At 27.6% G+C, this 25,250-nt stretch carries 22 protein-coding genes and 1 tRNA gene; 11 read left to right on the forward strand and 12 right to left on the reverse strand.

All coding sequences use genetic code 11. The features are described from left to right. Nucleotides 1-9: 9 nt before the first annotated feature. Both NJU99_RS03640 and NJU99_RS03645 read right to left on the reverse strand, forming a co-directional pair. Entirely contained in the window at nt 10-654 is a 645-nt protein-coding gene (locus tag NJU99_RS03640; RefSeq protein ID WP_254577371.1) for a transglutaminase-like cysteine peptidase, read from the reverse strand. 45 nt (nt 655-699) lie between these two features. Continuing rightward, nucleotides 700-2,010 (reverse strand): MFS transporter, encoded by a 1,311-nt coding sequence (locus NJU99_RS03645; protein WP_254577372.1) that lies wholly within the window; start codon nt 2,008-2,010, stop codon nt 700-702. A 76-nt stretch (nt 2,011-2,086) separates the two neighbouring features. Here NJU99_RS03645 and rdgB point away from each other — a divergent pair, with 76 nt between their 5' ends. Further along, entirely contained in the window at nt 2,087-2,686 is a 600-nt protein-coding gene (gene rdgB / locus NJU99_RS03650) for an RdgB/HAM1 family non-canonical purine NTP pyrophosphatase (protein ID WP_254577373.1), read from the forward strand. Here the strand turns inward: rdgB and NJU99_RS03655 are convergent. Genes NJU99_RS03655 through NJU99_RS03670 form a run of 4 tightly spaced genes read right to left on the reverse strand, consistent with a single transcriptional unit; the run spans nt 2,683 to nt 4,378 of the window. Next, on the reverse strand, nt 2,683-3,015 hold the full coding sequence (locus tag NJU99_RS03655) for a hypothetical protein (RefSeq protein ID WP_254577374.1): 333 nt from the start codon (nt 3,013-3,015) through the stop codon (nt 2,683-2,685). The genes rdgB and NJU99_RS03655 overlap by 4 nt on opposite strands. Beyond that, a complete protein-coding gene (locus NJU99_RS03660; protein WP_254577375.1) occupies nt 3,012-3,383 on the reverse strand; it encodes a hypothetical protein in 372 nt (123 codons plus the stop codon). Before NJU99_RS03660 ends, NJU99_RS03655 begins: the two co-directional genes overlap by 4 nt. After that, nucleotides 3,343-3,627 (reverse strand): hypothetical protein, encoded by a 285-nt coding sequence (locus NJU99_RS03665; protein ID WP_254577376.1) that lies wholly within the window; start codon nt 3,625-3,627, stop codon nt 3,343-3,345. Before NJU99_RS03665 ends, NJU99_RS03660 begins: the two co-directional genes overlap by 41 nt. Beyond that, the gene (locus NJU99_RS03670; RefSeq protein ID WP_254577377.1) at nt 3,614-4,378 is read right to left on the reverse strand and encodes a pyrroline-5-carboxylate reductase; all 765 of its coding nucleotides are present in this window, start codon (nt 4,376-4,378) and stop codon (nt 3,614-3,616) included. Before NJU99_RS03670 ends, NJU99_RS03665 begins: the two co-directional genes overlap by 14 nt. 92 nt (nt 4,379-4,470) lie before the next feature. Between NJU99_RS03670 and NJU99_RS03675 the strand changes: the two genes are divergently transcribed. The 5 genes from NJU99_RS03675 (at nt 4,471) to NJU99_RS03695 (ending at nt 11,402) form a co-directional block, all read left to right on the forward strand. Continuing rightward, nucleotides 4,471-5,130 (forward strand): outer membrane protein assembly factor BamD, encoded by a 660-nt coding sequence (locus NJU99_RS03675; RefSeq protein ID WP_254577378.1) that lies wholly within the window; start codon nt 4,471-4,473, stop codon nt 5,128-5,130. Nucleotides 5,131-5,154: 24 nt separating this feature from the next. Further along, complete coding sequence (gene lon / locus NJU99_RS03680) at nt 5,155-7,572, forward strand: endopeptidase La (RefSeq protein WP_254577379.1); 2,418 nt, start codon at nt 5,155-5,157, stop codon at nt 7,570-7,572. 10 nt (nt 7,573-7,582) lie between these two features. Next, complete coding sequence (locus NJU99_RS03685; RefSeq protein ID WP_254577380.1) at nt 7,583-8,155, forward strand: hypothetical protein; 573 nt, start codon at nt 7,583-7,585, stop codon at nt 8,153-8,155. After that, nucleotides 8,139-8,678 carry a rhomboid family intramembrane serine protease gene (locus tag NJU99_RS03690; protein WP_254577381.1) on the forward strand — a complete coding sequence of 180 codons (540 nt, stop codon included), beginning with the start codon at nt 8,139-8,141 and terminating at the stop codon, nt 8,676-8,678. Before NJU99_RS03685 ends, NJU99_RS03690 begins: the two co-directional genes overlap by 17 nt. Nucleotides 8,679-8,783: 105 nt before the next feature. Then, nucleotides 8,784-11,402: a methyl-accepting chemotaxis protein gene (locus tag NJU99_RS03695; RefSeq protein ID WP_254577382.1), complete on the forward strand. Its 2,619-nt coding sequence runs from the start codon at nt 8,784-8,786 to the stop codon at nt 11,400-11,402. A gap of 18 nt (nt 11,403-11,420) precedes the next feature. On the opposite strand, the gene NJU99_RS03700 is transcribed toward NJU99_RS03695, so the two are convergent. Further along, complete coding sequence (locus tag NJU99_RS03700; protein ID WP_254577383.1) at nt 11,421-12,158, reverse strand: substrate-binding periplasmic protein; 738 nt, start codon at nt 12,156-12,158, stop codon at nt 11,421-11,423. 350 nt (nt 12,159-12,508) lie between these two features. Here NJU99_RS03700 and NJU99_RS03705 point away from each other — a divergent pair, with 350 nt between their 5' ends. The 4 genes from NJU99_RS03705 to NJU99_RS03720 all read left to right on the forward strand — a co-directional run bounded on the left by NJU99_RS03705 (nt 12,509) and on the right by NJU99_RS03720 (nt 16,585). Beyond that, entirely contained in the window at nt 12,509-13,780 is a 1,272-nt protein-coding gene (locus NJU99_RS03705; RefSeq protein WP_254577384.1) for a DNA polymerase Y family protein, read from the forward strand. 59 nt (nt 13,781-13,839) lie between these two features. Then, complete coding sequence (locus tag NJU99_RS03710) at nt 13,840-14,154, forward strand: hypothetical protein (protein WP_254577385.1); 315 nt, start codon at nt 13,840-13,842, stop codon at nt 14,152-14,154. An 8-nt stretch (nt 14,155-14,162) separates the two neighbouring features. Further along, nucleotides 14,163-14,558 (forward strand): hypothetical protein, encoded by a 396-nt coding sequence (locus NJU99_RS03715; protein ID WP_254577386.1) that lies wholly within the window; start codon nt 14,163-14,165, stop codon nt 14,556-14,558. A 68-nt stretch (nt 14,559-14,626) separates the two neighbouring features. Further along, nucleotides 14,627-16,585: an EAL domain-containing protein gene (locus tag NJU99_RS03720; protein WP_254577387.1), complete on the forward strand. Its 1,959-nt coding sequence runs from the start codon at nt 14,627-14,629 to the stop codon at nt 16,583-16,585. Nucleotides 16,586-16,587: 2 nt separating this feature from the next. Here the strand turns inward: NJU99_RS03720 and NJU99_RS03725 are convergent, their stop codons facing one another. From NJU99_RS03725 to NJU99_RS03735, 3 genes are all read right to left on the reverse strand, one after another. Continuing rightward, nucleotides 16,588-16,971: a PAS domain-containing protein gene (locus NJU99_RS03725; protein WP_254577388.1), complete on the reverse strand. Its 384-nt coding sequence runs from the start codon at nt 16,969-16,971 to the stop codon at nt 16,588-16,590. 5 nt (nt 16,972-16,976) lie between these two features. Then, entirely contained in the window at nt 16,977-19,514 is a 2,538-nt protein-coding gene (locus tag NJU99_RS03730; protein WP_254577389.1) for a methyl-accepting chemotaxis protein, read from the reverse strand. Nucleotides 19,515-19,629: 115 nt separating this feature from the next. Beyond that, a complete protein-coding gene (locus NJU99_RS03735) occupies nt 19,630-21,534 on the reverse strand; it encodes a mechanosensitive ion channel family protein (RefSeq protein WP_254577390.1) in 1,905 nt (634 codons plus the stop codon). 326 nt (nt 21,535-21,860) lie between these two features. Here NJU99_RS03735 and NJU99_RS03740 point away from each other — a divergent pair, with 326 nt between their 5' ends. Next, nucleotides 21,861-23,789: a sensor histidine kinase gene (locus tag NJU99_RS03740; protein WP_254577391.1), complete on the forward strand. Its 1,929-nt coding sequence runs from the start codon at nt 21,861-21,863 to the stop codon at nt 23,787-23,789. Nucleotides 23,790-23,850: 61 nt separating this feature from the next. Here NJU99_RS03740 and NJU99_RS03745 read toward each other — a convergent pair. Both NJU99_RS03745 and NJU99_RS03750 read right to left on the reverse strand, forming a co-directional pair. Next, nucleotides 23,851-23,936, reverse strand: a tRNA-Leu gene (locus NJU99_RS03745). Nucleotides 23,937-23,977: 41 nt separating this feature from the next. Then, nucleotides 23,978-25,201 (reverse strand): sensor histidine kinase, encoded by a 1,224-nt coding sequence (locus tag NJU99_RS03750; RefSeq protein ID WP_254577392.1) that lies wholly within the window; start codon nt 25,199-25,201, stop codon nt 23,978-23,980. Nucleotides 25,202-25,250 lie beyond the last annotated feature (49 nt).

Genomic DNA, 25,250 nt, shown 5'->3' on the forward strand with positions numbered 1-25,250 from the left:
CTTCCTTTTTTAAATTCTACTCATTAAGCTTTTCCAAGCTTTTAGATTATTTCTTCCCATTTTAACTGAACCTTTGTTTTTTGCTTGCCATAGACCACTTGCATTAAAACTATAAATTGGTTTTAAATCTTTTCTTTTGGAAGCAAGTTTTAGTTTTTTGTTAATATTGTCTAAAACAATAGGTGTTGCCCCTGGTTTATGATAATAAGTTAAAACCATATGAGCTTGGTCATATTTACTATTTCTTTTTTGATAAATTACATATGTAATTCTAAGTTTTTCTTCAGGAATGCCAAGCTTTCTTAAACTAAAATATTTAGCAATAGCAAAGTCTTCACAATCTCCTGCACCTGTACCCATAAATTCAAAAGGTGTTGCCCAATAGTCTTTTTTTCTCCAGTGTCTTGGATCAGTTTTATATTTTATTTTATTAAAAAAATCATTTACATTTTTAAGCTTATAAAGTATTTTTTCATTTTGGTTTTTTTGAAGCATTTTATCCCAAAGTTCGACTCTTTTTTGGGCTCTATCTCCATATTTGTTTTTTACTTGTTTTAGCTTTGAGTTTGTAATAAATTGTGTTGAGGTTGCAGTTGAGTTTATTATAAGTAAAAAGAAGAGGGTGATTGAACTGTAAAGTAATACTTTTCTCAAAACCCGCTCCTTTTTATTTTATTTTATAGTATATGTCTTTAAAATCTATTTTAAAAGAGCTTTGATTGATTCTTCATCAATTTTTTCATCACTATATTTAATAGCGATAATTCTTTCAGTATTGTTTAAGTACCACTCATCAATACCTTCATGTTCTAAGTTATCTTTTTTATCTAAGTTGTATTCATCCATCGAAAGATATACAAATCTTTTCTTTGTTGGATTTGGCATAGTAATAATTAATATTGCCCATGCTACACAAACAATTGCAATAGCTATTACTATAGCAGTTAATGAAGCATTTTCAAAGAACATACCACCAAGTAATCCACCTAGGAATGTACCTAAATATCCAAATGAATTAAAGATACCTAAAACTAAACCTCTTTGATGAACTTTTGCAAATTTTGTTGCAAGTGATTGCATAATTGGTTCGTGCATATTAAATCCAATAAAGAATAAAACAACACCAATAATAAATACAAGAGATGAGCCACTTAATCCAATAACTAAGTAAGAAATACCAAATAATGCAATACCAATTACAAGAATCTCTTTAAATTTTCCTTTTTTCTCTGCAATTATTGCAGCAGGAGCCATTGCTAAAAATCCAAAAATCATAGCTGGTAAATAAACTTGCCATAAATCAGACATTTGCCATTCATATGATCTTAATAAAACCATTGGAATAATCATAAATGCAAAAGTCATTAAACCTTTTTGTAAAAAGTTTGTAATATTCATTTTTACTAAGTTTGCATTTAAAAGTACAGAACTTAACTTTGTTTTTCCATTGTATGTATGTGTAATACTTGGAGGGTTTGGAACCATTTTTAATAAAACAAAAATTGAACCTAAAGCTAAAGCCATAGTGATATAAAATAGACTTTCAACTCCTAAAGCAGAACCAATTGTTGGACCTGCAAGCATTGAAACTGCAAAAGAAATACCAATAAACATACCCATAGTAGCCATTGCTTTTGGTCTTTGTTCTTCTTTTACTAAATCACTAATCATTGCTGTAACTACTGCTCCAATAGCACCTGCACCTTGTAAAAATCTTCCTAACATTAAAGTATATATATCTGTTGATATAGCACAAACTACTGAACCTATTGCAAAAAGAATAAGTCCCATAATAATAGTACCTTTTCTTCCAAGCTTATCACTTATAATTCCAAATGGAACTTGAAATAGCATTTGTGTTAGTGCATAACCACCAACAACAATACCTACAAGTGTAGTTGTTGCTCCTTCTAAATTTATAGCGTATACAGATATTACTGGTAAAACTAAAAATAGTCCTAAGAATCTTAGGGCTATAATTAAACTAAGTGGTAAAACCGATTTAATCATTTGTAATCCTAAACATAATATAATTTGTCGTGATTATATATAATTAATACTTAATAGTTTGTTCAAAGGAAAAGTAGTGAAAATAGTTTTAGCTTCAGGTAATAAAGGAAAGATAAAAGAGATTGGTAAATTAATGCCAAATGATGAAGTTATTGCCTTTAAAGATATTTTAGGTGATATAGAGATTGTAGAAGATAAGGATACTTTTAAGGGTAATGCAATTAAAAAAGCAAAAGTAATTTATGATGAATTAGAAAAGAAAGGTTATAAAAACCATCTTGTAATTTCTGATGACTCAGGACTTACCGTTCCTGAACTGAATAATGAACCAGGAATTTATTCAGCAAGATATGCCGGTGAAAATGCAAGTGATAATGAAAATAATGAAAAATTAATAAAGAGCTTAAAAGAAAAAAATATAAAAAGAACACCTGCATATTATACAGCTTGTATAGCAATAGTCTATCAAGGAAATATTGAAACAGTTCATGGTTGGATGCATGGTGAGGTTATTGATGAGCAAAGTGGAAATGAAGGTTTTGGTTATGACCCTTTATTTATTCCAAAAGGTTTTGATAAGACTTTAGGGCAGTTACCTCATGAAGTGAAAAAAGAGTTTTCTCATAGAAGTAAGGCTTTAAATTTAGCTAAAAAAGTTTTAGATGTAATTATCTAAAAATCTTTTTCAAACTCTTCGTATACAGATATATCATAATATTTTGACTTAACATATATTTGTATATGAAAGTTTGAAGTTTGTTTCTCTATAAAAGCTTCAATTACAAAAAAATCATCAGCAATACTTAAATGCTCTATAGTATTTAAATTTGCTAAAGAGTTTATATACTCTTTTAAAAACGCTTTATGATTTTTTGCTTGTATATATAAATATTGATTTACTTCATTTTCATTTTTTATGGATTTTGTTGTAGCAATTTTTATGCTTAGATATGAAAAAAGTGTTATTAATATGATACTTAAAAGTAAAACAAAGGACTTTTTCATATTTTAAATATCCAATTTAGAAAAATCTCATTTTTATACTTTATGTCTATTTTTATTAGACTTTGTTCTTTTTTCATCTTAAAATCTGTGATATTTTCTAAAAGAATAGAATTCTTATAAAAAATTGTACTATCCCGATATTTTATGTCTTCATAAAAATCAGCTTTTTTATCTAAAAAAGCCTTAGTAGCAAGTAGGTCTATTTTAGCTATTTCTTGTTTTTGAATTGTGTCACTATTTGTATATAACTCTTTTATAAAAACTAAACTATATACTATAACTATTGATGATATAAGTGTCGTTAAGATTAGTTCTAAAAGTGAAAAGCTAGATTTCATATTTGAACAGTTTGATTGTTTTATCTTCATATTTATACTTTTTAACACTTAAGGTTATTTCATTTGAGTTATTTATCTTAATTCTTATATTATTTTGAGTTTTTTCAAAACTACTATAATCTTTTGAAGTAAATCTATTTTCTAGTTCATTTAACTTTTGAAAGTTGTTGTTTTTTGAATCATAATAAGTGAGATTTGAAAACCCACTTATTACAAATAAAAGTAAGCTTATGCTTATTAGGGTTTCTAAAATAGTAAAACTATTTTTTCCCAAGTTCACAAGCTTTTTCATATGCTTTGTTTACAGCTTTTATCATAGAGTCTCTAACAGCTCCCTCTTCAAGTTGAGAAACACCAGCAGCAGTAGTTCCACCTGGTGACATAACTGAATCTTTGATAATAGCAGGATGATTTGATTTTAGAAGTTTAGATGTTCCTTCCATTAATCCTTGAACTAACTCATAACAAGTATGTCTTTCAAGTCCAGCTTTTACTCCACCATCAGCTAAAGCTTCTGCTATTAAAGCTAGGTAAGCAGGTCCAGAACCTGCTATAGCAGTAGCAATATCTAGTTGATTTTCAGTATTTACCCAAATAGCTTTTCCAATTGATGAAAAAATTTCAACAGCTGTAGTTTTTGCTTCTTTATCTCCTGTAATAGTTGTAGTAGAGAATTGAACTGAAGCTGCTACATTTGGCATAGTTCTTACGTAATGTTTTGCTTCAATTTGTTTTTTTAATGTATCAAGAGTAGTTCCAGCTAAAATAGAAAATAGCATGTTTGCTTTTCCTGAAAGTCTTGCAGATACACTATGTAAAGCATAAGGCTTTACACAAAAAAGAATATTTTTATCTGTAATATCTTCATTGTCATCTAAAATTTTGATAGTAATTCCTGGGATTTTTTCTTGAATAGTTTTTAGTTTATTTTCATCTCTTCCTATGATTTCAACTTCATGGTTTTTAATAAGTCCCTTAGCTAGGGATTGAGCCATAACTCCATTACCTATTAAAGTTAGTTTCATTTTAATACCTTTTTAATTATTTTTATTATTATAGCAGATAATTCCTAAGCTAGTATTAGATAAAATATCAACTTTACAAGAAAGGATTTTATATGGTAACTAGCTTTAAACTAAAAAATTTATTATTTGCCACAAGTTTAATTTTTATTTTTACGGCTTGTTCTTCAAAAAACGAGTCAAGCACAGAGTACAATAAACCAGCAATTTATTGGTATAACAAAATGGTAACTCAGCTTTCAAGAGGTGATACTGATTTAGCAGATGATACTTATACATCATTGGAAAGTGAGCATAGAAACTCGCCATTAATTCCAACAGCAATACTTATTTTAGTAAATGCACATATTGATGCAGAAGAGTATGCTTTAGCAAACTTCTATTTAGATGAGTATATTAAAAGATTTGCATTAAGTAAAAATATTGATTATGCTAGATATTTAAAAATTAAAGCTAACTTCTTAGGGTTTACTTATCAAATGAGAGACCAAAAACTTATAGAAGATACTATTAATGATATAAAAGAGTACAAAGTTAAGTACAGTTCATCTCCATATATGCCTCTTGTTGATACAATGAATGCAAGATTATATATGGCAAAAGCACTTTTAGATGAAGAGATTGCAAAACTTTATGAGAAAAAAGGTAAAGAAAAAGCAGCTAAAATCTATATGGATAGAGTTAAAGAGTCATGGGTTGACCCAGAAGACATCAAACCTGTAGAAGTACCATTTTATAGATCAATTTTTGAATAATATATAAGGACTAGGAGTAAATATATGGAATTAGAAAACTACGATGAATTTCCACAAAGACTACCACTGATAATTGAAGATGAGATATTTTTATACCCTTTTATGATTGCTCCACTTTTTTTAGATAGTGATGAGAATATAAGTGCAGTAGAACAAGCAATTGAAGAGAATAAATTAGTTATTGTTGCTGTTTCAAAGCATGGAAAAGAGGGTAAAAGAGATAGTGACTCTTTTTACGATGTAGGTGTTATTGGAAATATTATGAGAAAAGTAGCTTTACCAGATGGTAAAATAAAAGTACTTTTCCAAGGTCTAGCAAAGGGTAAAATCACTGATTTTGATGATCAAAACCCTATTAGATGTGAAGTTAATATTTTAGAAAACCAAGAGTTCAATGAAGAGAGTGTTAACTCTGAAATATCTGTTTTAATTGAGCATGTAAAAAAACTTTCAAGATTAAACTCTAAGTTCCCTGCTGATTTAATCAAAACAATTGAAGAAAATGATGATGCAACTAGAATTGCAGATTTAATTTCATCAGTTTTAAAAGTTAAAAAAGATGATGCTTATAAACTTTTCTCTCAAACTGATGTAGAGCAAAGACTACTTGATATTATTGAAGTTATCAAAAAAGAGATTGAGTCATTTAAAATTCAAAAAGAGATTACTCAAAAAGTAAACTCAAAAATTGAAAAAACTCATAAAGACTACTTTTTAAAAGAGCAAATTAAAGCTATCAACAAAGAGTTAGGAACTGACAACAAAAAAGATGAAGAGATTAAAGCTTATAAAAAAAGACTTAAAAAGCTTAAAACTTCAATGCCAAAAGATGGATACAAAGAGACTAAAAAGCAAATAGAAAAACTTTCTAGAATGCACCAAGACTCTCCTGATGCTTCACTTTTACAAACATATATTGAACAAGTACTTGATATTCCATTTGGAGAGTACTCAGATGAAAAAATCTCTGTTGATAATGTAGAAAAACAACTAAATAAAGATCATTACTCTTTAGAAAAAGCAAAAGAGAGAATCTTAGAATACTTTGCAGTAAAGCAACTTTTAGAGCAAAGAAATGTAGAAGATTTAAAATCTAAAGGTACTGTTTTATGTTTTGTAGGACCTCCAGGTGTTGGTAAAACATCTTTAGCAAACTCAATTTCAAAAGCACTTCAAAGACCACTTGTAAGAGTAGCGTTAGGTGGAATGGAAGATGTAAATGAACTAAGAGGACATAGAAGAACTTACGTTGGAGCAATGCCAGGTAGACTTGTAAAAGGTTTAATCGATGCTAAAAAAATGAACCCTGTAATGGTTCTTGATGAGATTGATAAACTTGGAGCAAATCATAGAGGTGATCCAACTGCTGTAATGTTAGAGGTTTTAGACCCTGAGCAAAATCATGAGTTTAGAGATTTATACTTAAACTTTGCTATTGATTTATCGCAAGTGATTTTTGTATCAACTGCAAATGATGCTAGAAGAATTCCTGCTGCTCTTAGAGATAGAATGGAATTTATTCATATTTCTTCATATACACCAAATGAAAAATATCATATTGCAAAAGACTATTTAATTCCACAAGAGTTAGGGAAACACGGTTTAAATAAAAGTGAGATTAGTCTATCTAAACCAACAATTGAAGCAATTATTTCTAAGTATACAAGAGAAGCTGGAGTTAGAAATTTAAGAAGAGTATTCTCTAAACTATTTAGAAAAGCTGCTAAAAAGATTTTAAGTGATAATGGTGCTTCAAAAGTATCTATTTCAACTAAGAATTTAAAATCATATTTAGATAATCCTATTTTTGAAATAGACCCAGCTGATAAGAAAAATGCTGTTGGTATTGCAAATGGACTTGCATGGACAGCAGTAGGTGGAGATGTTTTAAAAACAGAAGCTATTAAGTTAAAAGGTAAGGGTATTTTATCTGTTACTGGTAACTTAGGTGAGGTTATGAAAGAATCATCTAGAATCTCTTATTCTGTAGTAAAAGTTCTTATTGATAGTGGAATATTAAAAATTGATGATGAAATTATCCCTAAAACTTTCAAAGAAAAAGAAGAAAACTTAAAAGTTGATGCTAGTGAAGTTTATAAAAGATATGATATTCACTTACATATTCCAGAAGGAGCAACACCAAAAGATGGTCCTAGTGCTGGTATAACAATGGCATTAACAATTGCTTCAATTTTAAGTAATAGAGAGATTCAATCAGATGTGGCAATGACAGGTGAGCTTACACTTTCAGGAAAAGTTTTACCAATTGGTGGATTAAAGGAGAAGTTAATTGCAGCTCATAAAGCTAAAATGACTAAAGCTTTAATTCCTAAAAAGAACTATGAAAGAGATTTAGAAGATATTCCTGATGAGGTTAAAAAATCTATGGAAATTAAAGCTGTTAATACAATCGAAGATGTATTAAAAGAGGCTTTACTATAAAGAATAACAAATGCGAAATTTGAGGCAAAGCCAAGTAATAAATAACTTTTTTACCCTTGCTTCAATTATAATTATTTCAGTAACATTGACTCTGTATGTAAAATATATAGTCAATGAGCCTGAAATTACAAAAGAAAAAGTCACACCTCTATCTTGTGAAGATATAACCCTTACAAAATACAAAGTATATAATCAACAACTTTTAAATGACTCCTTAAAAGCCTTAAAAAAAGGCTATTTCAAATTAAATGGAAGCTACAAAAAAGCAAAAATTTCAAATGTAGAAGACTTAATTAGTTTAAATAAACTTGATGAACTTTATATGCAAGCAATACACAGAGCACCAAAAAAAGATATAAAGAAATATTTAAATATAGAGTATAAATTAGTAGAAAAAAACAGTACAGATGATAAAATAAAAAGAAAGCAGTTTTATTCAGGCTCAATTCTTACAATATTTAAAGCAGAAAATAAAGAGATATTTAAGATATTTACAGATTTTAGATTGTATGATGATAAAGAGATTTTTAATAGAATAGATTGTTCAATAAAGGTATATAAAAATAATGCTAAGAAGTTATAATCAATCAAAGTTTACAGCAACAAATATAATAATAGTCATAACTATTATAATGTATATTATTCAAGAAAGTATAAACCAAGGAGGTTTGCTTTTTGGTTTAAATATGTATTTTATTTTATATGATTTTTGGTGGCAACCACTATCTACTATGTTTGCTCATGGAGGTATCTTCCATCTTGCTATGAATATGTTCGTACTTTATCAATTTGGTGGCTTAATAGAGAGATCTAGAGGTTCTAAAGAATTAGTCCTTTTATATTTTATCTGTGGTATAGCTACATCTTTAATCTCTTTTGCTTATATATATTACTTAGATAACTATGTGAATTTAGTAGGTGCATCAGGTGCTATTTGTGCTATTTTAGGATATGTAGCTTTTTGGGATAAGGCTCAAAGAGGTGGGATTATAACATGGGTTTTACTAATCTCTGTAGCACCACTACTTATTGGACTTCCAATAGCTTGGTATGCTCACTTTATTGGACTTGCTGTTGGATTTTTATATGCGATAATTAGAAAATGATTTTTTAGTTAAATAAAGAATCTAGTATAAAATAATACTTTTTTGACTACTTTTTAAGGACTTTTCAATGATATAGTATAATAAAATCATTAAAAGGTGTGAGTGATGAAAAAAGCATCAATCAGTTTTAAATTAATGTCTTTAATTGTTGGAAGTCTACTAATTCTTTCTATAATTATGTTATCAATTAGTATAACTGAAAGTATTAGGCACTCAGAAGAGGAAAAATTAGCACAATTAAAATCAATAACAGAAGCTAAGAAACAACATGTTTCCTCTTATTTTAAAAATATTGCAGGATTGATTACTTCTACGGCAAATTCAGCATCTACACAAGATGCTATGAAAGAATTTATTAAAGGCTTCTACACTATGAATGCTCAATCTGGTGGTGAAATTAATATGGCTGATGTGAAAAAAGAGATTTCATCTCATTATGATAATTTATATATAAAAGATATAAATTTCAATTTGCCAAATATTCAATCAAAAAGAAGTACTAGTGAGTATCTTCCCAAAAATGCAAATGGTATTCTTGCACAATATATGTTTATTGTAAAAAATGAAGAAAAAATTGGAGAAAAAAATAAATTAACACAGTCTAATTTATTCTTTAATAACTATGCTTTTGCTCATATTAGATACCATGAGACATTTAATGAAATTCTAAAAAAGTTTTCATTAGCGGATATTTTTCTAGTTGATGTACAAGGAAATATTGTTTATAGTACTTTTAAAGAAAAGGATTTTGGAACTAACTTAAAAAATGGTCCTTATTCAAATAGTTCTATTGCAAAGATTAATGAAAAAGCTTATAGTTTAAAAAAGGGAGAAACAGCTTTTTCTGATTTTAAACCATATGAACCAAGCTATAACTCTCCTGCATCATTTATCGCAGCACCTATTTTTAATAATCAAAATACAAGAGTTGGAAACCTTATTATTCAAATTCCAACAAAGGTAATTGATGGAATTATGAATTTTGATGGAAAGTATAAAGAGGCTGGATTAGGAGAAAGTGGTAATTCATTTTTAATTGCAAGTGATTATAAAATGAGAAATAATCACAGACATTTAAAAACATTTGATGCTGAATATGTTAAAAAATCAGGTACAACAATAGGACTTTATGAAATCAAAAATGAAGCAATTTCAAAGGCTTTAAAAAATGAATCAGGTGGAATTCTTCTTGAAAATAATGAAGGTAAAAAAATCTTAAGTGCTTATTCTGGATTAAAAGTATTTGGACAACAATGGGGTGTGATTTCTCAAATTGATGAAGAAGAAGCACTTCAAGATATAGTAAAAATAAATATTATTTTAGCTTCAATATCTTTTGTTGTTTTACTTGTGATTATATTTATTTCAGTATTACTATTAAGAAACTCTATTATTAAACCTTTGAAAAATTTTGAAGAAGGTTTAATGTCATTCTTTAAATATTTAAACAATGAAATAAATGAAGTGAAACATTTAGATGATTCAAAAGAGGATGAAATTGGACAAATGTCTAAAGTTGTAAACAAAAATATTAACAAAACAAAAGATATTATTGAAAAGGATAGGGAGCTTATCAATGAAACTGTTTCAATTCTTTCTGAGTTTGAAAAGGGTGATTTATCTAAAAGAATAAATACAGTTTCATTAAATCCTTCATTAAATGAATTAAAAAATGTTCTTAATAAGATGGGTGAAAATTTAGAAGCAAATATTCAAAATATTTTAGCTGTACTGGAAGAGTATACGAACTATAACTATTTAAATAGAGTTGATAATAGTGCTCTAAAAGAACAACTTTTACAGTTAGCACAGGGTGTTAACTCTTTAGGTGATGCTACAACTCAAATGCTCCTTGAAAATAAAACAAATGGTATGAAACTTGATAGTAGTTCTGATATTTTATTAACAAGTGTAGAAATATTGTCAAATAACACAAATGATGCAGCAGCATCTATTGAGCAAACATCTGCTGCACTTGAAGAGATAAATTCAAACCTTATTTCTAATAGTCAAAATGTTCAGAAAATGTCTACAAATGCGCAAGAATTAACTCAATCAGTAAAACAAGGTGAAGAGCTTGCACAAAAAACTACTGTAGCAATGGATGAGATAAATGAGCAAGTAAGTTCTATTAATGATGCTATTACTGTAATTGATCAAATTGCATTCCAAACAAATATTTTATCATTAAATGCAGCTGTAGAAGCAGCAACAGCAGGTGAAGCAGGAAAAGGTTTTGCAGTAGTTGCACAAGAAGTTAGAAATCTAGCTTCACGATCAGCAGAAGCTGCAAAAGAGATAAAAGAGCTTGTTGAAAATGCAAATATCAAAGCAAATGAAGGTAAAGCGATTGCAGATTCTATGATTGGTGGATATACTGGTTTAAGTACAAATATTAATAGTACTATTGAGTTAATTGAGTCTGTTTCTATTTCTTCAAGTGAACAACAACAAGGTATCTCTCAAATTACTGAAACAGTAGCAAGATTAGATAAACAAACACAAGAAAATGCCTCAATTGCTCAAAATACAAATGATATAGCTCAAGAAACTGATGTTATATCAAAAGCAATTGTTTCTGATACAAATAATAAAGAGTTTAAAGGTAAAGATAGTATAAAAATTGAAGCTAAAGATAGAAATACTGTAACCTTAGAAAATAGAAGTATAAGTACAAAAATAGAGCAAAATATTAATGAAGAAAATAAATGGGAAAGCTTTTAAGCTTTTCCTTTTTAAGCTCTATTTATAATACTTACTTGCAAACTCTTTTATTTTTCCTTCATGAATTATATCTTTTAAAGCTTGGTTGATTTCATCCATCCTATTTATAAATGCAGACTTCTTTGATATTGCTATGTATAAGTCTAGCTTTTTAGCGGGTCTATAATCAGTTTTTTCTACCATGTTTTGAAATCCTGATTTTTTTATTTCATAATCTGCTTGACAATCTGTCCCAATTATAACTTTTATTCTTTTTAAAGCTAACATTTTTAAAAGTTGTTTCTCATTTGTTACAGCTCTTTTTTTTAGTGTTTTGTCATTGTCAAATTTTTTGAAATATATAGAATTATTTACATAACCTATTAAATGAGGTTTTAAGTCTTTATAATTTTTGATAGTCTTACCTAAACCTTTTTGAGTATAAAATACAGGAGAACATGAGTAGTAAGGTACTGAGCTATATTTTATATATTTTTGTCTTTCTTTTTTTATAGCTATACCACTCATCATATCAACTGTACCATTTTTCATATTTGCTAAACTTCTAGCCCATGGGTAGTATTTAAATTCTGTTTGAGTATTTAGTCTTTTTGCTAATTCTTTCCATAAATCAAAATCAATTCCAGAATAGGTGTTGTTTTGTGTTATACGAAAGGGAGGCCAATCATCTGTTGGGATTATGATTTGTTCTTTAGCAGATATTGGTAAAAGAGTTATAAAACATAATATAATTATTTGTATAGGTTTATTTAACATTGCAAACTCCTTTTTGTAAAAAGTTATAATTGTAACAATATTTATAACATATTATAATGGAAATACAAATGCCTGTCAATTATAGTTTTGTAAAGAACGTAACGGCACCCATCACAACTAATACAAAAGCAAGAGTAATAAATATATCTTTTAGTGTTACAGTAGGATTTAAAATACCACAATAAGGGCATTGTCGTTTTTTTGGTTCGATTTCTCTTTTGCAGTTTTTACAAGTAGCTATGGTGTATCCTTTTTTTGTTGAGATATTAGCATAAAGAGCGTTAAAAATAAAAATATTTCAATTTGTAAGATATCTGTATGCAAACAAATTTTTGAGTTATACTTGCAAAATGTTTTTACATTTAGATTTAGATTGTTTTTTCGTATCAGCTCATAGAACTATTGATAATAGTTTAGAACATATTCCAGTTGCGGTTGGAGGACGGAGTAATCTTAATATTTTCTCATCAAAAAAAGAAGTAAGAAAAATCTCTTCAAATTCAGGAGCTTTTGTAAGTACTATTCTTACAAATGAGGGAGAAAAAAGTTTTCAAGATTACTTTGTAGATGAAAATGGCAAAATAAGAGGAATTATAACTACTTCGTCATATGAAGCTAGAGCTTTTGGAGTAAAGACTGCAATGAGCGTAAATGAAGCTTTAAAACTATGCCCAAACTTGAAAATGCTTTCTCCAAACTATCCTTTATACCATGAATTATCTCAGAAGTTAAAAGAGCTACTTATAAAAGAAATACCTTTAGTTGAACAGTTCTCAATAGATGAGTTTTTTGGTGATGTGTCAGGGTATATAGATGAAGATGAGATTGTTGAATTTGCTTATAATCTAAAAAAGAAAATCTATAAAGAACTGAAACTTCCTATTTCAATAGGTATTGCAAATACTAAGTTTTTATCAAAACTTATAACAGAGTATGCAAAACCTGATGGAGTTAAATATGTAGGTCTTGATCATATTGCAAATTTTACTAGAAATATTCCCATTGAAGAGTTTCCTGGAATTGGAAAAGGCTTTCAAAAAAGACTTAAAGGTTATGGAATAAAAACCTTAGGGGATATAAGAAAAAAAAGAGAGCTGTTTTATTCTTGGAAAAAACCAGGAATTGATTTATATAATCGTATATGTGGAATAAGAGATACAAAACTAACTTTAGAGAGAGAAAAAAAGTCAATAGGAATAGGACGAAGTTTTGATCCTATATTTGATAGGGATGAACTTAAAAGAAGAGTTATGATTCTTAGTAGATATTTATGTTTTTTAGTAAAAAAAGCAAATGTAAATCCTTTGACATATGCAATAAAAATAAAATACGAATATAAAATCAAATCAAAAAACTATATAAATGTAAATAGAATATTTAATGAAACAGATTTTAAAGAAGCAATGACAAATCTTTTTTTAGAAAATGACATTCATCCGACACATGGTGTAGTACAACTTAATATAACAGTATCAAACTTTGCAAAAGTAAATGAGTATACATACAATCTTTTTGAGTATGAAGGGGATCTGAAAAAAAGAGCACTTACAAATCAAGTACAAAAACTAAGAACAAAGTTTGGGGTTGATATAATCAAAAGTGCTAGTGAAATAAAAAAGTAGTAATTTAGTATATTAATCTTCAAATGCTATAATACAAAAAACAAAAAAGCGAATAAATTATGGGTATAAAAGATAAGTTAAAAGAAAAATCAAGCAGATTATTAAATATAGCATCAGAAAATACTACAAAGGCTTTTGATTATCCTAAGCTAAAAAGTGAACAAGTAAAAGAAGCTATTAGATTAAAGGTAAGAGAAAAAGCTATTTTAGCTACAAAAGCTAGGCTTGTAGAGAATCATAAGAGCTTTGATGATTTTAGTGATGATGAACTCGAAATAATTATTGCTGATGAAGAAAGAAAGATTATGGATGATTTAAAAACAAAGTCTTTAGTTGTAGCTCTTGCTGCTCTTGGTCTTAACTTTTTTGTGTAGGCTTTTAGATGTTTAAACAAGTAAAGTCTGCACTATTTTGGTACTATTTATATAAGTTTAGAAAAAGAGTTATTTTAATTGCTCTTCTTTTACTAATTGCTATTTTTGCTAATGCAATTTATTCTGACATAGTTGAATATTTAAAATTAAAAGATAAATTAGAATTTTTAGAATTAGCACTTATTATAAAATGGATGATTGTTATTTTTAATCTTACCTTTTCTATATATTTAGTATTAACGCTTTTTAAAAAAACAGAAGTTGTAACAAAAAATAGTATAAAAGAAAAAAATACTTCAAATAATAAAAAAATGTCATCAAGAAGTGAGCTAACAGATAGAGAAAAGTCTTTTCTTCATAAAGATAAATTAAAATCAAAAGCAGATTATTTAGTTGATAAATAACTTTTCTACCTTTATTTAATAGGCATTATTGTATTATATAATGACAAATAAAATTTATAAGGTTACTATTGAAATCGATATTTGAGATCACTCTTTTATATGTTGAAGATGATCAGGACATCCGAGAGGAACTATCATATTTTTTAAAAAATAGAGTAAGAACTCTTCATGTAGCAAAAAATGGTGAAGAAGGTCTAGAATTATATAAAGAAAATATGCCAGATTTAGTGATTTCTGATATAAGTATGCCCAAAATGGATGGCATACAAATGAGTGAAAAAATAAAAGAATTTGATGAAAATTCTAGAATAGTAATATTAACTGCATTTAATGATAGTGATTATTTAACAAATGCTATAAATTTAAGTATAGATAGATACCTTATTAAACCAATAAATCTTAAAAGCTTACATGACGCAATAAATAAAATATATAAAATTATTCTTTTAGAAAGAGAAAATAAAGAAGTAGTTAATCTTTTAGAACAATACAAAAAGGTAGTGGATTTAAGTGCTATCGTATCAAAGACAGATACAAATGGTGTTATTACTTATACGAATAAGAGGTTTGAAGAAATATCAGGCTATAGTAAAGATGAATTAATAGGAATTCAACATAATATAGTAAGACATGAAGATGTTTCTTCAAAACTTTATGAAGATTTATGGCATACAATAAAAGATGAAAAAAAACCTTGGTTTGGTACTATAAAAAATAAAAATAAAAAGGGTCAAGCTTATTATGTAGATGCTGTAATTGAACCTATAGTAGACTCTAATGGTAAAATCATAGAGTATATAGGAATAAGACATGATATTACAGATATTATGAATCCTAAAAGACAACTTCTTGATGATATAAAAAACATGTCAACACCAGTGTTAATTTTAGCAAATATAAATAACTACAAGATATTAAAAGAATTTTATACAGAATCTCAAAGAGATAAATTTGAAGAGGTCTTCTCTAAAGTCCTTGCTCAATGTTTTCCTAAAGCTTTAAGTGTGGATAGAGTATATATTTTAGGTGGAGGATTATTTGGTTTTCTAAAGAATGAAGAACTAAATGCGGGACATATAAATATATATTTGCATAAATTACTTATAAATTTAAAAAGAAATGATGTTTTATTTGAAGGTAATAAATACGATATGGATATTCTTTTAAGTTTCTCATATGATAAGAATAATCTTTTTGATGATGCTATTACTGGAATAAGACAACTTAAAAATGATAAAAAAGAGAATATTCTATTTTCAAATGGTTTTTATGAAGAAAAACAAAAAGAAGCAAAAGAAAAACTAAAAACTCTTACTTTAATAAAAAATGCTTTGAACTCTGAAAGAAAAGTATTATCTTTCTATCAGCCAATAGTATGTAACCAAACACAAACTATAGAAAAGTATGAGTCTTTGCTTAGAATTATAAATTCAAAAGAAGAGATAATATCTCCTTTTTTCTTTTTAGATGTAGCTAAAAAATCTGGTTATTATCATGACTTAACAAAAAAAGTAATAGAAAATGCTAGTAAGATTCTTCATAGGAACAAAACTATAAAAATATCTATTAACTTATCTTCATCAGATATAGAAGATTTAGAGATTCGTGATTTACTTTTTGAACTAGTTACTATGAAAGAGAATAAAGGAAGAGTAACTTTTGAGCTTCTAGAAGATGAGGAAGTACAAGATTTAGAAGCTATAAAAATTTTTATTGAACTTGTAAAAATAGCGGGTGATGTAAAAATATCAATAGATGACTTTGGAAGTGGTTACTCTAATTATGAAAGGTTAAATGTGTTTCAACCTGATTATATAAAGATAGATGGAAGTTTAATTAAGGATATTTTAACTAGTAAATATAATCAAAGTATTGTAAAGTCTATTATTATTTTTGCAAAAGAAAATGGTATAAAAACTATTGCAGAGTTTGTATCAGATGAAAAAATTCATCAAAAGGTTAAAGAGCTAGGTGTTGACTTTTCACAAGGTTTTTACTTTGGAAAGCCAGAACCTATAATCTCATAAAACTATCTTAGTGTTTTATAAAGCTGTATAGCTTCATCTATTTTTTTTCTTTCAGGTTTTCTTCTACAAGACATATAGCATTGCTCACCTGCTTCATTTTTATATGGATATACAGTTGCAAATACCCAATAATATCCACCTGATTTTGTTTTGTTTTTTACATAACCTTGCCATACTTTTCCACTTTTTACAGTTTTCCATAAATCTTCAAAGGCAGCTTTAGGCATATCTGAATGTCTTACCATATTGTGAGGTTGTCCTATAAGCTCATCAAGATTATATTCTGCTATATCACAAAATTGTTCATTTGCAAAAGTTATTATTCCTTTTGCATCTGTTTCGCTTACTAAAAAAGCATCATCTTTAAGTACTGTTTCTCTTGACATGATTTTTACCTCTTTCTTTTTTGGAATTCTAAATCACAATTATGTTCTTTTACCCTGTCTAATAGTTCAAATATTACATTTATTTGTAACTCAATATTCTCAGTTACTGAGATTATTTGACCATTTTCATAACCCTCAGCATATAAATCAACACTATCTTGAACCATATGGTGGAATCTTTGATGCGTAGTTTTTAGCTCTTCCCACAATTCACCTTTTGTGAAATCTAAGCCTTGTTGTTCACTTGCAATAAGCCATTTACCCATATCGCACTGCGTGTGGTCTTTTACAGTAAATTTATTTCCTACTTTACAGTCACAGAAATTTACATTTTTAAAGTTGATATGATCTGATTTTAGTTTATTTAAATCAAAAATGTAATCAGTATTACATACTCTTCTTTTTGCATCAGGATCAAATGCCGTTCTATCAACTGCCCCTTGAAGTTGTACTGATAGCTCTTGTGTTGTTTTTGCCATTTGACTGATATTTGAAGCAAGTTGAGCGTTACTTTGTGTTGCTTGGTCTAGTGAGTTTACTGTATCATTGATTTGATTCATTGCTTCTTGTTGTTCTTTTGAAGCATTTGCAACTTCATCAATAAGCTCAATTGTTGTAGATATACTTTTGTCAAGATTATTGAATCCATCAATCATTTGTGCCGATACTTCTTTACCTTCTTTTGCTTTTGAAGTAGCACTTTCAACTAAAGACTTGATTTCATTTGCAGCTTCTGCACTTCTTGAGGCTAAGTTTCTTACTTCTTGAGCAACAACAGCAAAACCTTTTCCAGCTTCACCAGCTGTTGCTGCTTCTACTGCTGCATTTAGTGATAAAATATTTGTTTGGAATGCAATTTGGTCAATTACTGTAATTGCTTCATTAATTGTATTAACTTCATTACTTAGTTCATCCATTGATGAAGAAGTTTTACTTGCTAAGTCTTTACCAAGTTGGCTTGATTTTGTAACTTCACTTGCATGAGCAGCCATCTTTGAAGAGTTTTCTGAACTAATAGCAATAGTTGAAGTTACCTCTTCAATTGCTGCAGCTGTTTGCTCTAGTGCAACTGCTTGTTGATTAGAAGCTTTACTTAACTCCTCAGAAGCTTCTGATAAGTCTTTTGCACTAAATGTAAGTCTTTTATTTGAGTTATCAATAAGTGCCATAACTTCATTGATTGTTGATTGAGTTACTTTTGTACCACTTAAAAGTGAAGCTATAAGACCTGTAACACCTTCAATTCTAGGAATAGGTTTATCATATTTTGCATTTGCTAGTTCAATTAGAGCATTTGATAAAGTTGTAAGATTTGCTTGAGTTTTATTTATCATTCCATTGATTTCATCTACAAGTCTTTGCATATCAGTTGATGAAGCTTTAAGTTCTATTCTCTCATTATAAAGACCTACATTTACTTTACCCATTACTACTCTTGCTTGATCAATTACTTTTTTATCTTGATTAGCATTTCGCTCTAATTTATCAATATATAAATCAAAGTTTTTAGCAATATTCCCTAGTTCATCATTGCTTTGAAGGTTGATTTTTGTTCCTGTTGAATTACTATTATTTACTAAGTTTTCAACTCCATCATTTAGTTTTTCAACACTTGATAAAATACCTTTGATAATAGTAAGTAGGAACATTACACAAATAAATAGAGCAATAGTTAGTGCAATTGCTATTTTCTCAGCATTTTCTATAACTTGATTACTCTCTTTTAGTGTTGTGTTTAGATTTGAAGTTTGTTCTCTTTCAATAGTTAAAATTGAATTTTCAATAGCATCAAAATTTTCATCAACTTTAACCATTGAACTATTTACTTTCTCTTCCATAATATTAAAAGTTTCACCCTTTTGAGCCATGTTTTTACCAGCTTGAATCATAGCTTCAATGGTATTTTTTACTTGCATATCATCAAGGTGTCTAAATAAGTCCTTTTTTATGCTATCTACTTCTTCAAAGCCACTTATATCTCCAACGGCTAAGGCATCTGTTAATATTTCTTGTATTGACACAATTTGGTATTTTAATTTCATCATTGTATAGTTGTCATAGTTTGAAGATGTAATATTACTGATACTTTTTTCTATATCATCTACAGCTTTGTCAAACTTCTTCATCTCAAAAAGAGAGTCTTGTCTTGCAGTAAATTTTTCAATACCATATTGACCCATGGCTTTTAAGTTTTTGATATATGAATTTAATTTTGAATCAATATTCTCTAGTTGCGATTTATTATCTTGTGAAGTTATTTGACTATCTATTTGTTTGTGAGTTTTTGAATACTCTTCTTTTAACTCATCTATTACATATAAACCCTCAGGATCTGCAACAAGTGCAGTATCTGTAGCAACTTCTTGTAAGTTTTTAAGAATATATTTTAAGTCTTTATATAGACTTAATACTTTTGTGTCATTTATTGTTTTTTCATTTGCTTCTTCTATTTTACTAAATGAGTAAAATAAACCTGCTGCATTTAAAACAACAAGTAATGAAAAGGTACTCGCTAAAACTAGAGATTTTTTCTTAATATTCATATATATAACTCCTTGTATAACATAGAATTATAGATGAGTTAATCTTATACTTAATTTAAGTGAGACTTATTTTCAATTAAAATGACACAATTCTGACATAAATAATACACTCTGGTTATTTTTTTAACCAAAGTGCCTGAGTAGGGTATGCAAACTCACAATTATTCTTTTTTGTAAGCTCTGAAATCTTTACTAAAACATCCTCTTTTACTGTAAGCCACTCTTCCCAATCTGGACTTCTTGAAAAGCAATAAACTAAGATATTTACAGATGATGGTCCAAACTCATCAATATATACTAAAAGAGTTCTTTTTACACCTTGTAAGTCTTCTCTTTTTATAGCTTCAAACTTTCTAGTACTTGTTAATTGAGCATTTTTACTTGTAGCTATACCTGTGTGATTTATAAGCATTTCATAAATATCTTCTCTTAATTGAACTATGTCATCCATTTTTGATTCATAGGTGATTCCTATTTTCATTTGAATTCTTCTACCAATTCTTCTTTTTGACCAGTTCATAATATGAGTGTTTGCAAGCTGTGAATTTGGAACTGTAATCATAGCATTATCAAAAGTTCTAATTCTTGTAGTTCGCATTCTTATATCAACTACTGTTCCTTCAATGTCTCCTGATTTTATCCAATCACCTTGAGAAAAAGAGTTATCAGTCATGATACTAAGAGATCCAAAGAAGTTTGTAAGAGTATCTTTAGAAGCTAGGGCAATAGCTATACCCCCAACCCCAAGCGAAGCTGCTATGGCTTTAATATCAATACCAAGTTGTGAAAATAAAAATAGTATAACTAAAAGAATTAATACAATTTTTATAATTCTTAAGATGAAAACAATCATCTCTTTTCTTACATTTGGATATTTTTCAAGTAAATTTTGTGCATAGTAATTTATACTATTGTTTAAAATAGCATATAATCCCCATGTAAGAAGTGCCATATAAATTGTATTTATCCAAGGTATCACTTTTTCAATTAATATAGGATCTTTTATCAAAATATATATAGATATTTGAATAGCAAGTAAATATAAGGCATAAATCATTGGTGTGTTGATTGACTCTTTTAAATATGCACGTATTTCATCTGTATCATCATCTTCATCTTTTGTATTTTTTCTTTGTACAAAAACTTTTGCAATAAATGTAGCTAATAGCGAGATAATTTTTAAATTTAAAAGTCTAAAGAATGCAATAATAAATATCACTACAACAAGCTCACCAATTGAAAACTTAAAGTGATAAGATGTTAGGTTTGATATAAATGAGACACCTTGTATTTCATCAATCTTTTTTACAAAATATTTTAGGTTAAACTCATCAACAAAAAAGTTTGATTTCCTAAATTTTGATATATTTTCTTTTAGATATTCAAGTACAAATACTTGGGTATGTCTTTGGTTATAAACATTTATATAGTTTTTTGTTAAATCTTCAGAAATATAGTTTGAATAGTCCTTGTGTTCTTCATAAATAGCTTCATACTTTTCTAAAGAAGTTTTTTTCATTTTTTCTATACTATTTTCTAGTAAATTTACAAAATATTGTCTTTCTCTAAACTCTCTTTTTCCTTTAATGATATTCTTTAAAGTCTGCTCATATAATCTTTTTTCTTTTAAATAAATCACTTTAAGTTCATCTCTTGTAACTGCAAGAGAGTTGTTTGCTCTTTTGTTTATTGTAATTTTATTTGAAAGTAAAGTTAGTTGTTTTTTATAATCTTTTTCATTGTCTGATGCTTCTAGTAAAGACTCATTATTTATGTTTTCAATTACTGAATCTAAAAGTTTATTTTGTAATTCTATTTGTTTTTGCTCTTCACTTTTAGTTTCTTTAGTCTTTTCTATTGTTTGTTTTTCTACTGCTTTTAATGAGTTGTTATTGATAACGACTTCTGTTTGTTTATTTTCTTGATCTTCTGGTTTTATTAGTTTTACAGGCTCTTGAGTATTAGTCTGAGAAAACAAAAAAAGTGGTAAAATTAATGATAAAAAAATCTTTCGAATCATAGTTTCTCCATGGTTTAAATTATTAAAATTATATCTTATTTTTCTATTGAGGCACTTAGTTTTTGGTATATACCTAAATCAATTATTACTAAAATTGCTGTTAAAATTAACACAGCAGGATAAATCAAATGAGTTATATTTGTAACATATTAGATTGAAACTGAACTTAATTATTTTTATTTTATTATTTAATAAATATGAATACGATTTCTTATGATACTTTATTGAAATTATTGTATAATAATTATAACAATTTAAATAACATTTATTTATACCTAAAATAAGTGGCTACTTTTTTACATAATAATAAAAGGTCTATAATAATAATGAAAAACAGGAATAAAGAAAAGAGATTATTAAACATTATCAAATTTGGTGTTCTAGGAATTATTATTGTTTTATCAATTCTAATTTCAAGTGTATTTATTCAGCAGAAGAAAAGTGAGATTAATGCAGAAATTCTTTTAATAGAAGAAAACTATATGAGTCATAATAAATCTACAGTTGAAAACTTAGTAAATAAAATTCATAAATTTATTGAAGTAGAAAAAGAAATTGAAATTGAAGAGTTGAAGACAGAAGTAAAAGAGCAAGTAAAACAAGCTCATTTAATAGCTTTAAGTATTTATAATAAAAATGTAGCAAGAGAAAATTATTCTAAAGAAAAAACTATAAATGAAATAAAAGAGACTTTAAGAACAATAAGATACAACAATGATTTTGCTTATATTTTCATCTATGAACTTAATGGTAAAAGTATTTTAAACTCAGAGTTTCCTAATCTAGAAGGAAAAAATCTTTGGAACTTTAAAGACGCAAGTGGAAAGTTTATAATTCAAGATATGAATAGAATATTAAAAGAAAAAGATGAGACATATTATGAGTGGTATTGGAAAAAGAGTAAAGATGATGATTCAATTGATAAAAAAATAGGTTTTTTTAAGAAGTTTGAACCTTATGGGCTTTTTATTGGTTCAGGTGATTATATCTATGAATATGAAAAATATGTACAAAATAAGATTTTAAAAAAGCTAAATTCAATAGAATTTAAAGCTCCAGAACATATTTTTGTTTATGATTCAAAAGGTATTTGTTTATCAAATCCAAAAAAAGAACTTATTGGAAAAAATAGATACAACTCGCAAAATAAAGAAGGAAGGTATGTCTTACGAGAAATACTTAAGTATGCTCAAGAAAATAAACAAGGCTTCGTAAGATATAAAGGTAGTGTAATCCTAAATAAAAACAATATCACAAATGATAAAGTTTCATATGTAAAACAGTTTGAGCCTTGGGGTTGGGTTGTAGGAAGTGGTTTCTATATGGAAGAGTTATACTCTTTATTAGATAAAAAGCGAGCAGAACTAGAAAAATCAAGCGATGAAGCTATTAAGAAAATAGCCTTAATAAGTCTATTTTTTGTTTTATTAATGATATTTGTGTCTTTTTATATATCAAAAAGAATTGATAGTATTTTTTATGAATATAGACAAAGAGTTGATAGTGAAATGAAAAATGCCTATGAAAAGGAGAAACTTTTAATCCAACAATCAAAAATGGCAACAATGGGTGAAATGATAGGAAACATAGCTCACCAATGGAAACAACCCCTAAACTTAATGTCCATGTCAAATAGTTTAGTAAAATTAAATCAAGAAGATAAAGACTTTAGTACAAAAGAAGAGATAAATGAGGCCATTGATAATATAGATGTATCTATAAAGCATTTATCAACTACTATTGATGACTTTAGAAACTTTTTTAAACCTGATAAAGAAAAACGAGAATTTGATTTAAAAATATCTTTTGAAAAAACTCATAAACTTATAAGTTCACAATTTAAAAATAATGACATACAGTTATTAGAGGATATAGAAAGTATTAAAGTTTTTGGTTTTCCAAATGAGCTACTACAAGTCTTAATTAATATCATTAAAAATGCAAAAGATGAACTAATAAAACTTGAAAAAGGTAAAAAAAGAGTATTGTTTATTCAAACAAAAGTTGAAAACAACTATGCCTATGTAACAATAAAAGATAATGCCGGAGGAATACCTAAAAATATAATGCCAAGAATCTTTGAAGCATACTTTACTACAAAAAAAGATGATGAAGGAACAGGAATAGGGCTTTATATGAGTAAACAAATCATAGAAGGAATGGATGGCAAAATAGAAGCTTCTAATCAATCTTTTGAGTTTGAAAGTGAAGAATATAAAGGTGCACAGTTTATTATAAAGTTGCCTTTAGCCTAGTTTTTAAATCAGACTAATTTGTATTTTGTATAATAAGTAAGTTTAAGTCTTGTAAGTATAATGGTGCGACCGGAGGGATTTGAACCCTCACACCAGTACTGGCATTAGCCCCTCAAGCTAACGTGTCTACCGTTCCACCACGGTCGCAATAAAGACGAAATGATACTTGTTTATACCATAAAAAACCCTTAAATATAGCAAGTTTTACTAGGTATTATGATTGTAAAAACTGCTCCTTCTTTATTGTTTTTTACTTCAATACTTCCATTTAGGTGTTTTTCTATTATTTCTTTTGACATATATAGTCCAAGGCCTGTACCTTGGGATTTGTGTTTTGTAGTGAAGTATGGTTCAAAAACTCTGTCTATTATATCTTCTCTTATTCCACCTGCATTATCACTTATATTAATAGTGCATGTGTTATTGATTTTTTTTGTATGCAATTTTATTTTCTTATTTTCTACTTCACTATGTGACAAGGCATCTTTGGCATTTGTGATTAAGTTTATCATTACTTGTGTATACTCATTTATTGGGCCTTTTATATTACAGTTTGACTCATTTATGATATCAAGTTCAATATGCTCCAACTTAAGCATTGGGGCTGTTATTTTAAGGCTTGCATCTATTAGTTCTTGCATAGTAAAAGTTGTAGCTTGTTTTGAAGGTTTAAAAAAGTTTTGAAAATCATCTATTGTTTTAGACATATGTTTTGCTGTGTTTGTTATGTGTTGAAGATTCTCTTTTATATCTTTTTCATCTACTTTTCCAAGTTCTAGTTGAAACTTAGTACCACTAGAAAGTGTTGATATACTGCTTAGTGGTTGTCTCCATTGATGGGCTATGTTTTTTATCATTTCTCCCATTGCTGCCATTTTTGATTGATTGAAAAGCCTTTGTTCATTTTGTTTGTTTTTTTCTATTTCTTCTTTTACTCTATTTTCTAAATTTTTGTTTAGTTCTTCAAGCTCTTTTGTTTTTTCTTTTACTAGTAAATCAAGATTTTTATTTAATCTTTCTAGTTCTTCTTTTGTCTTTTTTTCTTCAAGGTATTTTTCTTTTAGTTTATCTTCTTCATTTATTTTATTTGGGTACCATCTTCTAATTATTAAAAATATTATTGATATAGCTGCTATTGCATTTATTAGTTTTGGTATAAAAAGATAGTTGGGATTTGAAAGAATCAAAAATATATCCTTAGGTAATACTCCATATTGAGAAGCAAGTCTAGTCCCAAAGTAAAGACTCTCAATAATTGTCCTGATTGAATCGATAATTAAGATTAAAAATAACACGGTAAATAAAGATTTAGATGAAAGTTTACCCTTTGCAATTTCTTTTATTGAAAAGTATAAAATATAAATCCAAGAAATAGTTAATAATAAATAAATTAAAAGTGTGATTAATTTCATTGAGCCTCTTGGTTTGAAGATAACACATAGTATAACAAGTAATATTTTA

Origin of the sequence: Arcobacter roscoffensis (genome assembly GCF_024267655.1) — a bacterium.
Classification (GTDB): Bacteria; Campylobacterota; Campylobacteria; order Campylobacterales; family Arcobacteraceae; genus Arcobacter_B; species Arcobacter_B roscoffensis.